Raw genomic sequence first — 14,759 nt, 5'->3', positions numbered from 1 at the left:
CAGGTGTAGTCAGGCAAGTTGGCGTCTGGCTGTCGCGTCGGCATGTACCAGACGCGGTGACCTAGCCATCCAAGATGAGCGACGAATCGCCGCAAGCTTCCATAAGGCGCGACAAGTTTTCCTAGAGGCCATCATGATTCAACTTATTACCGAACGGTCCTACGCCCACCTTGCGGAAACTCCCATCGCGGTGCACCAACTACGCTATCGAGCTTTCAAGGAGTGGTTCGACTGGGATGTCCATACGAGCGGAGAGATGGAGGTTGATAGTTTTGATGCGCTTCATCCTGCCTACCTGGTGCAATTGGGGACCAACGATCGGATAGAGGGCTGCGTTCGCCTGGTTCCTTCTGTGGGGCCTACGATGGTGCGCGATACGTTTTCCGTTCTCCTCGCAGTTCACGACGCACCATCAGAGCGCTCGATTTGGGAAAGTAGACGATTCACGCTTGACCTCACGACCGATACTGCAAAGGGAGAGAACGGTGTCGCTCGAGCAACATATGAATTGTTCGCGGGCATGATCGAGTTCGGGCTCTCGCGACGACTTACCGATATCCTCACCATAACCGATGCTCGAATGAAACGAATCCTAAGACGCGCCGGCTGGCCGTTCCGACGCTTAAGCAACCTGCCCCGTCTCGGAAGCACCTTGCCGGTCGCAGTTTATCTCGAGATATCCACCGAGGCGCTGGCCAGGATCCGTAACGGTGATGGTTTCGAAGGCCCTGTCCTTTGGGAGCCAGTTGTTCTCGCGGTCGCCTGACGAAATTCAGGCCAATGACGCCGGGAACTCGCCCACCTCAAAAATTGTGAGAAGCGCGACAATGGACAAGCCACGCATGTCTCGCGAGCTCGCTGTCGATTTGCAGCAACTGCGGTTTGCGATCGCAGCCGCTGATTACGGGAGCCTTCGGCAAGCCGCCGCGGTATTCTCCATTCCACACTCGATCCTGAGCCGATCTATTCGTCAGTTCGAACACCGGATCGGTACTACCGTATTCGAGCGCTCAGGCCGAGGGGTGCAGCCAACGCCGGCTGGGCGACGCATTCTGAGAATGGCTAGATTGATTCTAGAGCAAATCGATGTGCTGGTCGCAACAGCAAAGTCGAATGGGCGAGGTGAAGCTGGCCGTCTCTCGATCGGATTTTGCACCTCAATTTCCGCTGGAAATCTGCGAGCGACGCTGACCGAATTCAAGAACCGACATCCTCGAATCGAACTCGCGACGATCGAGCGCTCGCGAACACGTCTCGCAACGTCGCTGCGAAATGGCACGGCGGATGTTCTCATTGTGACTGGTGACGTGCCGCTGCCGGACAATAACATTCGCCCGCTTTGGAGTGAGCGGGTCCTCCTTTCTCTGCCGGAAGATCATGCATTGGCGGCACGAGAAGTGGTTTACTGGACGGACCTCCGAAACGAGACTGTCCTATTAAGCCAGCACGATCCCGGACGCGAACTTGAGGATCTTGTGATATCGAGGCTTGTTTCTCCCGCGGAACGACCAAAGATCGAACATCATGACGTTAGCCGAGGTATCATCAAGAGCCTTATCAGCATGAGGCTCGGAATCGGGTTAGTACTAGAATCAGATATCGGCGCGAGCTTCGCTGGTTTGGTCTATCGCGAATTGCGCGATGGGACGGGGCCGACACGCGTTGGCTTTTCGGCACATTGGCGAGAAGATAACGACAATCCCGCACTCGTCAATTTTCTCAAACTCTTGGCTGAACGCTATCCGTCGCCGGCTCGCGATTGAGAGGCGCGCCGCAGCTTCGCGAAGCCGCGATCGGTTGCCATGAACCGCGCCAGCATCGGCGCGATAAGCTTGCCCGGATCGCTGATGGGCTGACCGGATTCGCCTGCAAGCGCTTTCGCGTACGCAAGCAGATCTCTATGCACGGAAGCCGGCAATTCAACACTGACCTTGACTGGTCTCTCGTCTGGAAGTGCCCCAATCTTAAGCTTGGTCATTTCACCCTCTGTATGGCTCGAGAACGAGATCGCGATTTACGATAACGCGCACCGGAAATCCCGGACGGATGGTCAGCGTCGGCTGAATACTGAGACTGCGCCGAACCACCTGCTGTCCGGTTTGGTTCAGTGTGTCGGAGGCGCCGTGTCGCAACGCCTGGATGATGGCGCTGTCGTTGCTATTCGTGTCGGAACCTGAACCTAGCTCTGTCCCGACAGCCAGGAACGTCGATAGCGCAGCGGCCTTGAATAGCTCGCCCCAGTGATTGTCGACCTGGTCTTCGAGACCTGCATAGCCTGCGGTATCAGCCCCAGGCTGTCGCTCGAGAACGATGGAACGTCCATTCGGCATGATCAGCCGAGTCCAAACGAGCAGGACGCGGGACTGGCCGAAAGTGACCTGACTATCGTAGATTCCGATCAGACGCGCTCCCTGGGCGGTCGCAGCATCGGTCCATTTGCCTGCGGGTCCCTTCGGCGATTCCTGGAGCCGTACGAACATCGAGCGGCCCGGGGTATTGTGAACATCGCCGACCACCCAGTACCGCCCCGCCCGCTTGCCGTGGGAGAGATAGTGTCGACATACCGCCTCCGCCTCGCGCGCGAGACGGCGTGCCAATTCGGAAGCCCTGCGAGACATCACGCGGCCTCCCGCTCACTGACGCGCGCCACCGGATAGATGTCGAGCACCCTTGTTGATATCCTGACGCCGCTTGCATCCGTGGCCACGAACATCAGCAGCTTCCAGGATATAATCTCTCCAAAGAGGCCGTAAGCGCGGAGGCGATCGCGCATCGCGGCGATGAATCCCGATAGCGCGATGCGATATGCGCCCATCATCCGGATGCGGCGAAGATGGAGCCCCTTGGCGTAGACGGCGCTGTCGATCGCGGCAGAAAACGCCACCCGTCCCCGCTCCCGGAGGCGAACAAAGGCCTCGTGCCACGCCGGGTTATCCGGAGCAAAACGCACGCCAGCGATGGCGACGAGGCGCCCACCGTCGCAAAGACGCGGAAGTGAAGAGGCAATGTGCCGAAGAGCGGCATCCGCCATCCGTCGATCGACATTAACCACCACGGAGAACGGCAGGTTCATCAGAACGACGCTCGGCACGACGTTCGCGTCGAGATGATGATCGATTGCCGTCCCGCAGATGTCATAGGCTGTCTTCCAGCTCCATGCGCCGGCCGCGTCCGAGGCGCCGAAGGCCGCTTCCATGGCGCTTCGCAGGACGGCGGCATCGATGCGACGGCCGCGTTCGAGATCAGTCAATATCTGTCGGGCGACCTTGAGAGCGGCAGAGGTGAGAGTGGGAGCGGCACGCATTGAGAGCGGCGCGGCGGCAGCGCCGCCCGCGAGAGATTCAGTCATGACGGGATTTCTCGGGAGAGCAGGAACGGGTCGAACCGCCCAGCGCTCTCCTTAAGACCAGGGCGATTCAAACCCTTCCCGGCCCAGCTCTCCCTCTCAGTGCTCGCCCATTAAAATGGAGACCGGCGCTACACACTGGCCCCCAAGCAACTGCGAGACGGCAAGAGCCATCCCGCGCTGTGTCACTCAGCCGCGTCGAGCTGTTGCGGGCCATCGTCGCCGGCGTTCTCCCGATCCTCATCGTCGGCGAGGAATTCGGGCAGCGGGCCCGCTTCCCCCTTCTGCTCCACCGGCGCCGCGTTGCGATCGACGAGACGCAGCGGCTCCGGCAACCAGCCTGCACTATCGAGAAGACGCTCGGCCTCCTTGGCCATGTCGGCCTTTTTCAAGTGGTCGGTCAGTTGCGCGGAAGATTCGCCTCATGCTTCCCGCACAAGGACCCGCGAGCCTCTCCTGCAGCCCATAGCCCATCCGGCAAAACCTTCACGACACTCTTACACTCACCTTATAAGCGAGAGAGTCCGGAAAATGCGATGCGCCCGCCTTCCGCCCGATTCTTCATGAGAGTTGGTCTTGAGAGGCCTCGGGAAGCAAGATCAGGTGTGCGCCATTGGCGCATCACCTTGAAGCAATGGCACCCGGAGAGCGTGAGCATAGCGACCCGAAGGGACACGCGGGTCCGAGTGCAGCGATGAGACCGGTTAAGAGGGCACCCGGGAACGGGGCAGTGATAGCGATCGCCGCAGGCGGGCCCCTTTTCCGAGTGCCCCCGGCGAAGAGCTCCGCGAGTCCTTGCGCGAGGGATCAACGCCGGATGGCCGAGACGCAAAGCGGCTCGGTTCACGAGAGCCCGCTGCGGCGAACGCCGCACGCGCTCAAACGGAAGAGGCGGAACTGAATTTTCCTCGCAACCGCGACAGATCACAGGCTAGCTCACCCACGCAGCGACGCCGTCTGCCGTCGGATTCGGATGTGCTTGCCATTCCGACAATTGGAGCTCCTAACCCGGCTTTCCGGGCGAGTTTAACGACAGATTGTCGGAATAAGGGCTCATGGCTAAAGGGAGTCAGGTGCCTCTCGACCAGCGGGCACACACCACCCTGCCGAAGAGCATCCAGAGCAGATGACCACCTGTTGAGCTGTCTTGCGGTCGATTTCGATCATACTTTCCCTAGCAGCTCTCAAGCTAAGCGTCCGCTTTCGCCGCTTGGTTCCGAGCGCTTCACCGGTCCGATCTAGTCGCTCGTACATTCCAACCCAATTTCGCTCCAGGCCAGCCGATTGCCGCACCAGCTATCGTCGTCCCTTGTTTCTCAGTCAATTTTCGGGTTCGGATTCGAGCAGTTTGTCGGCTAGAGCTAATCGGGCCCTTGCATGGCGCACACCGAGACAGACAATTGCGCATCATTACGCATGCACCAGCAAGCGACGATTGCGAGAATCATGAACGCTTAGACTGTGACGATTTATATAGGCGGATGGAGACTAATGGCATCCCGCGTTGCACTTCCTGCTCGTTACCCACCAGTCGGCACATGGCCCGCAGTTATGCGGGCGGATATGGTCGCAGCCTATTTAGATTACCGCGACACGGCCGAACTTGCACGCGCGGTAGCCCGCGGGGAAGCTCCTCGCCCGAGCTGTTATCATGGAACTGGTCGCTCACGACAGCCAGTTTGGTCGAGAGCGGCCATTGATCACTTTGCCTCACTGCACGGGACCACGATCACGGATAATTCAGACGGACAAGACTTGGCGTCGCTCGTATGAAGATGCCTCATGCCACACCGATACTTCCTCGTTACTGTCGGCGAAAGGCATTGAAGCGTGGCGGCTGGGCATACTTTTTCGAGCCGCCCACCTGGGCGCGAAAACAAGGCTGCACCATCTCATCCGAAGCCCTGGGCGAGGATCTTGCGGTGGCTCAAGACCGAGTCAAGAATGTCCTGTTACCCGCTTTTGACAGCTGGCGTTCCGGGGGCCTAACCGACATGTCTCCGGCTTCGCCTGTATCTGGCACTTTCGATTGGCTCGTATGGATTTTCAAAACGCACCAGAAGTGGAAAGAAGTCGATCACAAAACGCAGCGACTCTACGATCAAGGATTGGCACTCTTCGCTAATCACGAGCTGAAGGATGGCAGTCGGGCGGGCTCGAAACAGATTTCAACCTTCACCAGAGGATTTGTTGACGCCGTCTATGCGAAGTTGCTGGTCGTAGAACGCAAGGAAGTGGACGGCAACACCGTCAAGCGCGAACGTCGGCGCTTCGCAAATGCGGCCATGACGGCTTGCAGACGCGCTTGGTTTGTTGGCCAGCGCGCCCACGAGGCAAAGGTCCCCGAAATTAACCCATTCTCCCGAATGGGTCTAAAGTCTCGGGCCCCTGGCCAACCAGCGCGGGAAACGCCCACTGCTAACTGGGACGAGCTTGTCGCGTTTAGGCGCGCAGCCAAGAAACTAGGGTTTCATTCGATCGGGACAGCCGCTTTGCTCAGCTGGGAGTGGCTACAGCGCGAAGAACATGTGTTCGGAGCCTTCGAAATAGCGCACTATCGCCCGGAGGGACGGCCAGATAGCGTGAGGATTGTACATCCAAAGAATGGCGAAGAAGCATGGTGGCCTCTCTTCGACGAAAGTGGCACGCCGCTTTTCCCTGAGCTAATGACAGAGCTCGACGCTATCAAAGCAAGGGGGATTTCCGGATTGCTTTTCCGGCGCGATCATCCCCATCGAAGATCGAGCATTCAGCTCCCATGGATTACCCAACGCAAAGATCTGCGTTATCTCCGCTTCGTGGTCAAGAAGATCATCTCCGCAGCGGGGCTTCGCGACGAGCTTTCCTTCACATCATTTCGCCACGGCGGCTTTACCGAGGGTGCCGACAGCGACCTCACGGACGCTGAGTTGCGCACCGCCGGCCGCCATCGCTCAAAGTATCAATTGCCAACTTATGCCAAGCGCACCCGGAAGCAGCTGATTACGGCTTCTAAAAAGCGTCGCTCGCAGCGCTCTGGAACAACTCTCTTGGACGATCCGCTCGTGGGCAGAACGAGGTAAGGGGTATGGCCTTCTGCCGCATTAGATCTACCGCCCCGTCCAGACCGGCTTCCGCTTTTCGCTGAATGCCTTCAGCCCCTCCTTGGCGTCCTCGGTCATCGCGAGCAGCGCGATCTGGCTTTCGGTGTAGGCGATGCTCTCGTCGAATGACATCGCGGCGATGGCGCGCATGGCATATTTGCCGCGGCGGATTGCGGTCGGCGATTTGTCGACGATGCGGCTGATCAGCCAGTCGACCTTGGCATCGAGCTCCGCCGCGGGCACAACATAGTTGAGTAGACCCGCGTCCTTTGCCGCCTTCGCATCGAACGGCTCGCCGGTCAGCGCCCATTCGTTGACGAGGCGACGCGGCGCGATCTCCTGCAACAGACTCAGCACCTGCATCGGAAACACGCCGACTTTCACCTCCGGCAGGCCGAAGATGACATGATCCGCCGCAACCGCCATGTCGGTCATGCATAAGAGGCCCATGCCGCCCGCCATGCAGACCCCGCCGACGCGCGCGATCGCCGGCTTGGTCGCGTCCTGCGACAGGCGCAACAGATCGGCGTAGTCGACATTGGGCCGGGAATAATCCATCGCGAAAGCCGCGCCGGAATTCTGCAAATCGGCGCCGGCGCAAAACGCCTTGTCGCCCGCGCCGGTCAGCACGATGACGCGAACGTCCTTGTCGTCATGCGCGTCGCGATAACCGCGCGCGATGCCGGCGATCACATCACCGTTCAGCGCATTTCGCTTCTCCGGCCGGTTGATGGTGATCCAGAACGCCTGGCCGCGCTTCTCGGTGATGACGGCTGTGGTGTCGGTCATGACGCTTGATCCTTGCTCCTGGTTGCGGCCATTTGCGGCAGCTTCGGCGTGCGGTGCAAGGGCAATCTGTCAGGCCGCACCGCCTTAGCGCCTCGACGCAAATTGCGCGCTCAGGCCGCAGCCGCTTTCCTGATCCAGACCTTGTTGTCGTGGAACGCCGCGCCGCCGATCGGCGCGATCGTATCGGCACCGGTCAGCATGTTGATGCCGCGGCCACCGATATGGTTCTTGTTCGGATGCACGGATTCGGCGATCAGCACGCCGCGCCGTACGCCATCGAAGAGCGACGCAATCAGCGTGGTCTCGCCGCGTGTGTTCCCCAGCGTCACGGCATCGCCGTCCGCGATGTCAAGCGCGGCGGCATCCAAGGGGTGGATCATCACGCTCGCTTTGCCCTCGCGCGCCTGCGAGGACGGAGTCTCGTTGAAGGTGGTGTTGAGGAAGCTGCGCGACGGGCTGGTCGCAAGCCGGAACGGATGAGCCTGATCGGTGTGCTCGATCACGGCCCAATGGTCCGGCAGGGAGGGCATCTTGTCGAAATCGCCCATGGTCTGGCCGAACGGCGGATGCGCCCAATCGGCCTTGAAGTGAAATTTCTTGTCGGGATGCGCGAAGCCGTCGAGATAATGCGAGGTGCGAAAATCCGGCTGCAGATCGCGCCAGAGATCGGCCTCGAGGGTGCCGATGTCGCCGTGGTTGCTCAGCCTCAAGGTCGTGTCGATCAACTCGCGCGGCGTCATCCCGAAGCCCGGATGCTCCGCGCCAAGCCGCGGCGCCAGCGCCTGCAACACCTCATGGTTGGAGCGGCACTCGCCGGGCGGATCGATCAGCTTGGGTCCGACCGAGATGTGCTGGTGGCCGCCGCCGTAATAGAGGTCGTCATGCTCCATGAACATCGTCGCCGGCAGCACAATGTCGGCCATCAGCGCCGTCTCGGTCATGAACTGCTCATGCACCGCGACGAACAGATCCTCGCGCGCAAAGCCCTGCCGTACCAGCGCCTGCTCCGGCGCCACCGTCATCGGATTGGTGTTCTGGATCAGCATCGCCTTGACCGAACCCTTGCCAAGCAAAGCCTCGGCATCGCCGGTAAGGATGCGACCGATCTGCGACTGGTCGAGCGCGCGAACCGTCTTGTCGAGGGCGTCATGGCCCTCGATGATGGATTCGTTGAAGTGCCAAAGCGCGTAATTGTTGAAGAAGGCACCGCCGCCTTCATACTGCCAGGCGCCGGTTAGAGCGGGAATGCAGTTCGCCGCATGCATCTGTGTCGCGCCGTTGCGCGAACGCGTGAAGCCATAGCCGAGGCGAAAAAAGGTCCGCTTGGTCTCACCGACGGCCTTGGCGAAGGCTGCGATCTCGGCCACCGGCACGCCGCAGATCGCGGAGGCCCATTCCGGCGTGCGCGACTTCAAATGCGCTTCGAGCTCGGCGGGGCAGTCTGTGTACTTGTCCATATAGGCGCGGTCGGCGTAGCCGTCACGGAACAGCACATGCATCACGCCGCAGGCGAACGCGCCATCGGTGCCGGGCCGCAGCAGGATCTTGATGTCGGCCTGCTTCATGGTCTCGTTATCGTAGATGTCGACGGCTGCGATCCTCGCGCCGCGCTCCTTTCGCGCACGCGCGGCATGCGTCATCACGTTGACCTGGGTGTTGACGGGATTGGTGCCCCAGATCACGATGAGATCGGACAGCGCCATCTCGCGCGGATCGACGCCAGCGATCTTACCGGTACCGATCGCAAAACCGATGCGCCCGACATTGGCGCAGATGGTCTGGTAGAAGCGCGAATATTTTTTCACATGGGTGAGGCGATTGAGGCCGTCGCGCATCACCAGGCCCATCGTGCCGGCGTAGTAGTAGGGCCAGATCGACTCCGCGCCGAACTCGCGCTCGGCCTGGTTGAAGCGATCGGCGATCTCGTCGAGCGCCTCGTCCCAGGAGATCCGTGCGAACTGGCCGGAGCCCTTCGGTCCAGTCCGGCGCATCGGATACATCACCCTTTCAGGATGATGGATGCGCTCGGCATACCGGGCGACCTTGGCGCAGACGACGCCGGCCGTATAGGTCTGTTTCTTCGAACCACGAACCCGGCCGATGCTGCGGCCTTCCACCACCTCGACATCGAGCGCGCAGGCCGATGGGCAATCATGCGGACAGGTGGAGTGGCGGATCTCGATCTTGGCGTGCTGGTTCATGGGCAATTCCGTAACATCAAAAATCCCGTGAGCCGAGGGCATTTATCCGGCAGTGCCCATGCAAAATGGTCAAAGCCCGCGCCCGGCCTGTTCCTGCCGCGACCGCGAAATGCCCTGCAGTCACACCGAAAACGGGTCGATATTCCCGATCAAATCAACTTTGTGAGGCGTCGACAGTCCACCTCCGCTCCCTCTACAGTACCATCAAACAAAAGCGAGTTCAGGGAGGTGGGTGTGACGGCCCGACACATTTCGCTGGCGCTGGCCGCCGGCCTGCTCGCCGCATTCTTCGCAAGCCCGGCCCCGGCGCAGGATTATCCCGCCCACGCGGTCCGCATCGTCGTGCCCTTCGGCGCGGGTGGACCGGCTGACGTCGCAGCCCGGCTGATCGGCCAGGCGCTGCAGGAGCGCTTCGGCCAGCCCTTTGTGGTCGAGAACCGCACCGGCGCGGGCGGCGTCATCGGCACCGTCGAGGCCGCGAAGTCGCCGGCCGACGGCTACACCTTGCTGATGATGTCCAACACCCAGACCGCGAATGAATCGCTGCTGACGGCCGAGCAGCGCAAATACGATCTGATGCGCGATCTCGCACCGATCGCGCCGGTGAACTCTTCCGATCTCGTCATTGTGGTGAACCCGCAAGTCCCGGTGCAGACGCTTGCCGAGTTCATCGCGCTCGCCAAGGCGCAGCCCGGCAAGTTGAACTACGCCTCATCAGGCCAAGGCACGCCCTATCACATGGCCGGCGAGCTGTTCAAAGCCATGGCCGGCACCGACGTCGTCCACGTCCCCTACCGCAACAGCGGCGAGGCCCGCAGCGGCGTGATCGGCGGCCAGGTCCAGATGATGATCGACGCGGTGCCGGCGATGGCACCGAACATTGGCGAGAACCAGGTCCGCGCACTCGCGACCACTGGCCAGCAGCGCTCCGCGGTGCTGCCGAACGTGCCGACCGCCGGCGAGCCCGGCCTTCCCGGCTACGAAGCGACGATCTGGCTCGGCCTGATGGCCCCAGCAGGCACGCCCAAGGCCGTCATCGAGAAGCTCAACTCAGCCGTGAACGCAATGGTGAAGCGGCCCGATATCGTCAAGCTCTGGAAGGAGCAAGGTGCCGTGCCAATGTCGATGACAGCAGAGGAGTTCGCAAAATTCCTGCGCGGCGACATCGCGAAATGGGCCGATGTCGTCAAGAAGTTCAACAAGTCCTGAGGCTAGCAGGTCATGCCCACCGTTCAATTTCAGCTCAACGGCGCGACGGTGGCAGTCGATGCCGATCCGGACCAGACGCTGCTCGACGTGCTGCGTGGCCCGCTTGGCATCACCGGTGCGCATTTCGGCTGCGGCGCGGGCCAATGCGGAGCCTGTTGCGTGATGGTCGACGGCCGGGCGATGCCATCCTGCGACATGCCGATGTGGTCCGTGGCTGACAGGGACGTCGTCACGTTGGAGGGCCTCGGCACGGCCGAGCAACCGCATCCGCTACAGCGCGCCTTCATCTCCGAACAGGCGATGCAATGCGGCTATTGCGTCCCGGGCATCCTGATCAGCGCGGCGGCGCTGCTGAACGACAATCCATCGCCGACGGAAGCGGAGGTCAGAGCGGCGCTCGATCGCAATTTGTGTCGCTGCGGGTCGCATAACCGCATGGTCCGCGCCGTGCTGCGCGCGGCATCGGAGATGGCGACATCATGAGCGCGCCGCCTCCCGACCCGAAACTGCCGCAGAGCCTTGCGGCCAACCCAAGACTGTCGTCCTGGGTGCGGTTCACCGCCGAAGGCCGCGTCGCGATCTCACCCGGCAAGGTCGAAATCGGCCAGGGCATCGTCACGGCGCTGGCGCAAATCGCGGCGGACGAGCTCGACGTCGAGATCGGCCGTATCGAGATGATCCGCGCCTCGACGGCCGCGAGCCCGAACGAAGGCGTCACCTCCGGCAGCCTGTCGATCCAGCAATCCGGCCGCGCGCTGCGCCACGTCTGCGCCGAGGTGCGCCTGCACTTTCTCGCAGCAGCGTCGGAACGCCTCGGCGTCGATCCGGCGCTGCTCGGTGTCGAGGATGGCATGATCTACGGCCCCGGCAATGTCGCGACCAGCTATTGGGAGCTTGCAGGCGACGTCTCGCTCGATCACGATGCGACGACGGGCGCTGTCGTCAAGTCCGCCGCTGCGCGCAGCGTCGCCGGGCATTCCATCCACCGCGTCGACATTCCCGACAAGGTGTTCGCGCGACCGCGCTTCATCCATGATCATGCTCTGCCCGAGCTGGTGCACGGGCGCGCGCTGCGGCCGAACGTCTCGGGCGCCAGGTTGATCGGGCTGGACGAGGAGCGCGCACGCAGCGTTTCCGGACTCGTCGCGATCGTCCGTGACGGCGGCTTTGCCGGCGTCGTCGCCGACAGCGAGGCTGCGGCTGAAGCCGCGCTGAAAGCCCTGCGCAAGGGCGCGACATGGTCGCCGGGGGAGCCGCTCCCGGATGAGAACGATCTGGCTGGTTTCCTGAGACGCCAACCGATCGAGACAACAATCATCGACACCAGGACGGCGGCTGCGACAAAAGCTGCACGTACGCTCCGCCGGCAATATACCCGCCCATACATCGCGCATGCCTCGATCGCGCCGTCCTGCGCGATGGCGCGTTGGGACGGCGACCGTGTCCACGTCTGGACGCACAGCCAGGGCGTCTATCTACTCCGCGCTGACCTCGCGATCGTGCTCAAGCTGCCGGCCGAGAACATCGTCGTCGAGCACATGGAAGGCGCCGGCTGCTATGGGCACAATGCCGCCGACGACGTCGCGCTCGATGCCGCGCTGCTGGCAAGAGCCGCCAGTGGCCGTCCGGTGCGGGTGCAGTGGTCGCGCCACGACGAGATGTTCCACGCGCCGTTTGGTGCCGCGATGGCCATCGAGATCGAAGCCGATCTCGATGCCGACAACGAGATCGTCGGCTGGCGCCATGCGATCTGGAGCAATGGCCATACAGCACGGCCTGGACGCGCGGCCCAGCCCGCACTGTTGGCGGCAAGCGAGATCGCCAATCCCTATCCACGCCTGATCTCCACAAATCCGCCGCCCGCCAATGGTGGCGGCGGGGATCGCAACTCCGTCCCGCTCTACGACTTTCCGGCCTGGACCATTACCAGCCATCGCCTGCTGACCATGCCGGTGCGCACCTCGGCGCTGCGGACCCTCGGCGCGCAGGGTAACCTGTTCGCGATCGAATCCCTGCTCGACGAGATCGCGGTCCTGCGCGGCGAAGACCCGATCGCATTCCGCCTGCGACATCTCCGCGACGAGCGGGCCCGTGAGGTCATCCGCGCCGTCGCACGTCGCGCAGGCTGGAAACCGCAGAAGCAATCCGGCATCGGCTACGGCGTCGGCTTTGCCCGCTACAAGAACACCGGCGCTTATTGCGCGGCGATTGCCGAGATCGAGGGCGCCGACGATATCCGCGTGAGACGGCTGACGCTTGCGATCGACGTCGGCGAGGCCATCAATCCTGATGGCGTCATCAACCAGATCGAAGGCGGCGCGATCCAGGCGACGAGCTGGGTGCTGAAGGAGCGCGTCCGCTTCGATCCGACCCACATTACCTCGACCTCGTGGGCGGACTACCCGATCCTCTCCTTCAGCGAGGTCCCGGCCGTGGATGTCGAGATCATCCAGCGGCCGGACATCGAGCCGGCCGGCGCCGGCGAGGCCGCACACGGCCCGGTGACGGCAGCGATCGCGAACGCGGTTCACGATTGCCTCGGCGTGCGCGCGCGCGACCTTCCGATTACGCGCGACAGGATCATCGCGGCCATGGAGCTTGCATCGTGACGACAGTGAACATTTTGAGCGGCGGTGCGGCGCAGGGGCTGGTGCGCGGCCTTGCCGAGGCTTTCAAGGCACAGACCGGCTTTGGCATCGACGGCGAATTCGGCGCGGTCGGCGTGATGGCCGATAAGCTGCGCGCAAGCACACCTGCGGACCTCGTGATCCTGACACAGGCTCTGCTTGCTAAGCTCGCCGCGGAGAAGCTTGTGGCGCCCTCCTCGATCTCCGATGTCGGCCGGGTCGAGACCGCGTTGGCGGTCCGCAGCCGCGACCCCAAGGTGACCGTGAAGACGGAGGCCGATTTGCGCGACGTCCTGCGGTCCGCAGACGCCATCTACGTTCCTGATACCAAGGCCTCCACCGCGGGCCAACACGTTGCAAAAGTGCTGGATCAGCTCGGCATCGCCTATGAGGTCACGTCGCGCCTGAGGATATTTCCGAACGGCGCAACGGCGATGCGCGAGCTGGCGACGTCCACCGCCGCGCGGCCGATCGGATGCACGCAGGCGACCGAGATCATCGCGACCGACGGCATTGCGCTATCGGGTCCGCTGCCGCCGGGATGCGAGCTGGTGACGATGTACACGGCCGGCATCGCCGCGCAGGCGGTGCATCCGAAGGAAGCGGCGGCGCTGATCGCGCTGCTGACCGGCGCAGACCAGAAAGATCTGCGCCAGCGCATGGGTTTTGCGAGCTAGAAACGGAGCTTATTTGTGCAGCTGGGTGAGACCGGTCGGCGGCCCGTCGATCCCGGTCCAGCCGCCGTCGACGAACAGCGTGCTGCCGCTGACATAGCTCGCGGCATCCGAGGCGAGATAGGCAACGGCCGTGGCGACTTCGTCGGCGCTGCTCCAGCGGTTGAACACGGTGTGGCCGGCATAGAGATTGTAGATGTTGGGCCGCTGCTTGAACGGGCTGGTCAGCGCAGTCTCGACGATGCTCGGTGCAATCGCGTTGACGCGCACGCCGGCATCGCCGACCTCGGAGGCAAAGCCCTTCACCAGCAAACCGATCGCCGCCTTGGTCGAGCCGTAGATCCCAAGGCCCGGCTCGATGGTCACCGCACGCACCGAGGAGCAGGCAATGATGCTGCCGCCCTTCTGCTCGACCATGATGCGACCGAATGCCTGGAAGAACCAGACGGTGCCCTTAATGTTGAGGTTGAGCACGCGGTCGAGATCCTCCTCAGTGTAGTCGAGGATGGTCTTGCGGATGTTGAGCCCGGGCGTCGTCACCGCGATGTCGAGCCGGGAAAATTTCTGCATCACGAACTTGGCGAGCGCATTGACGTCAATAGCGCTCGAAGCATCGCAGTTTGCCGCCTCGGCCCAGCCACCCCTGTCGCGAATGCCCGCAGCCGTCGCCTCTGCCGCGTCAAGCGCGCGATCGGCGCAGACCACGCGGGCGCCGAGCCCCGCCATCGCCTCGGCCGACGATTTGCCGATGCCTGATGCGGCGCCAAGCACCACGGCGGTCTTGCCGGTGAGATCAAAGAGCTTGCGATAATCAATCACGGACAGATTCT

General features: G+C 62.4%; 11 protein-coding genes and 3 pseudogenes. 7 read left to right on the top strand and 7 right to left on the bottom strand.

From position 1 onward, the window contains the following. Positions 1-133: 133 nt before the first annotated feature. A complete protein-coding gene (locus ACNJX9_RS14450; protein ID WP_439409315.1) occupies positions 134-766 on the top strand; it encodes an acyl-homoserine-lactone synthase in 633 nt (210 codons plus the stop codon). A gap of 61 nt (positions 767-827) precedes the next feature. Beyond that, a complete protein-coding gene (locus tag ACNJX9_RS14445) occupies positions 828-1,763 on the top strand; it encodes a LysR family transcriptional regulator (RefSeq protein ID WP_271601336.1) in 936 nt (311 codons plus the stop codon). On the opposite strand, the gene ACNJX9_RS14440 is transcribed toward ACNJX9_RS14445, so the two are convergent. The 4 genes and pseudogenes from ACNJX9_RS14440 to ACNJX9_RS14425 all read right to left on the bottom strand — a co-directional run. Next, on the bottom strand, positions 1,739-1,978 hold the full coding sequence (locus tag ACNJX9_RS14440; RefSeq protein WP_439409314.1) for a DUF2274 domain-containing protein: 240 nt from the start codon (positions 1,976-1,978) through the stop codon (positions 1,739-1,741). The two genes, ACNJX9_RS14445 and ACNJX9_RS14440, sit on opposite strands and share 25 nt — an antisense overlap. A 1-nt stretch (position 1,979) precedes the next feature. After that, a pseudogene (locus ACNJX9_RS14435) lies at positions 1,980-2,417 on the bottom strand (TrbI/VirB10 family protein); the annotation flags it as partial. A 425-nt stretch (positions 2,418-2,842) separates the two neighbouring features. Beyond that, positions 2,843-3,349 (bottom strand): annotated as a pseudogene (locus tag ACNJX9_RS14430) (hypothetical protein); the annotation flags it as partial. A gap of 182 nt (positions 3,350-3,531) precedes the next feature. Further along, a pseudogene (locus ACNJX9_RS14425) lies at positions 3,532-3,768 on the bottom strand (DNA-binding protein); the annotation flags it as partial. A 1,401-nt stretch (positions 3,769-5,169) separates the two neighbouring features. Here ACNJX9_RS14425 and ACNJX9_RS14420 point away from each other — a divergent pair. Continuing rightward, entirely contained in the window at positions 5,170-6,408 is a 1,239-nt protein-coding gene (locus tag ACNJX9_RS14420; RefSeq protein ID WP_439409313.1) for a hypothetical protein, read from the top strand. Between the two features lie 27 nt (positions 6,409-6,435). On the opposite strand, the gene ACNJX9_RS14415 is transcribed toward ACNJX9_RS14420, so the two are convergent. Both ACNJX9_RS14415 and ACNJX9_RS14410 read right to left on the bottom strand, forming a co-directional pair. Beyond that, positions 6,436-7,218 carry an enoyl-CoA hydratase/isomerase family protein gene (locus ACNJX9_RS14415; protein ID WP_439409312.1) on the bottom strand — a complete coding sequence of 261 codons (783 nt, stop codon included), beginning with the start codon at positions 7,216-7,218 and terminating at the stop codon, positions 6,436-6,438. A 110-nt stretch (positions 7,219-7,328) separates the two neighbouring features. Next, positions 7,329-9,419 (bottom strand): molybdopterin oxidoreductase family protein, encoded by a 2,091-nt coding sequence (locus ACNJX9_RS14410; RefSeq protein ID WP_439409311.1) that lies wholly within the window; start codon positions 9,417-9,419, stop codon positions 7,329-7,331. 234 nt (positions 9,420-9,653) lie between these two features. Here ACNJX9_RS14410 and ACNJX9_RS14405 point away from each other — a divergent pair, with 234 nt between their 5' ends. The 4 genes from ACNJX9_RS14405 to ACNJX9_RS14390 are packed head-to-tail and all read left to right on the top strand — an operon-like array spanning position 9,654 to position 13,932. Further along, positions 9,654-10,628 (top strand): tripartite tricarboxylate transporter substrate binding protein, encoded by a 975-nt coding sequence (locus ACNJX9_RS14405; RefSeq protein WP_439409310.1) that lies wholly within the window; start codon positions 9,654-9,656, stop codon positions 10,626-10,628. Between the two features lie 12 nt (positions 10,629-10,640). After that, entirely contained in the window at positions 10,641-11,111 is a 471-nt protein-coding gene (locus ACNJX9_RS14400) for a (2Fe-2S)-binding protein (protein ID WP_439409309.1), read from the top strand. Further along, positions 11,108-13,237, top strand: coding sequence for a molybdopterin cofactor-binding domain-containing protein (locus tag ACNJX9_RS14395; protein WP_439409308.1), 2,130 nt, complete (start codon positions 11,108-11,110; stop codon positions 13,235-13,237). The genes ACNJX9_RS14400 and ACNJX9_RS14395 overlap by 4 nt, the downstream gene beginning before the upstream one ends. Next, positions 13,234-13,932: a molybdate ABC transporter substrate-binding protein gene (locus tag ACNJX9_RS14390; protein ID WP_057749497.1), complete on the top strand. Its 699-nt coding sequence runs from the start codon at positions 13,234-13,236 to the stop codon at positions 13,930-13,932. Before ACNJX9_RS14395 ends, ACNJX9_RS14390 begins: the two co-directional genes overlap by 4 nt. A 9-nt stretch (positions 13,933-13,941) precedes the next feature. Here ACNJX9_RS14390 and ACNJX9_RS14385 read toward each other — a convergent pair whose 3' ends face one another. After that, the gene (locus tag ACNJX9_RS14385) at positions 13,942-14,748 is read right to left on the bottom strand and encodes an SDR family NAD(P)-dependent oxidoreductase (RefSeq protein ID WP_439409307.1); all 807 of its coding nucleotides are present in this window, start codon (positions 14,746-14,748) and stop codon (positions 13,942-13,944) included. Positions 14,749-14,759 lie beyond the last annotated feature (11 nt).

This window comes from Bradyrhizobium sp. BLXBL-03, from assembly GCF_051853015.1.
GTDB classification, from domain to species: domain Bacteria; phylum Pseudomonadota; class Alphaproteobacteria; order Rhizobiales; family Xanthobacteraceae; genus Bradyrhizobium; species Bradyrhizobium manausense.
Note: the sequence above shows the minus strand (reverse complement) of the source record. Positions and strands in the feature narration are given on the sequence as shown.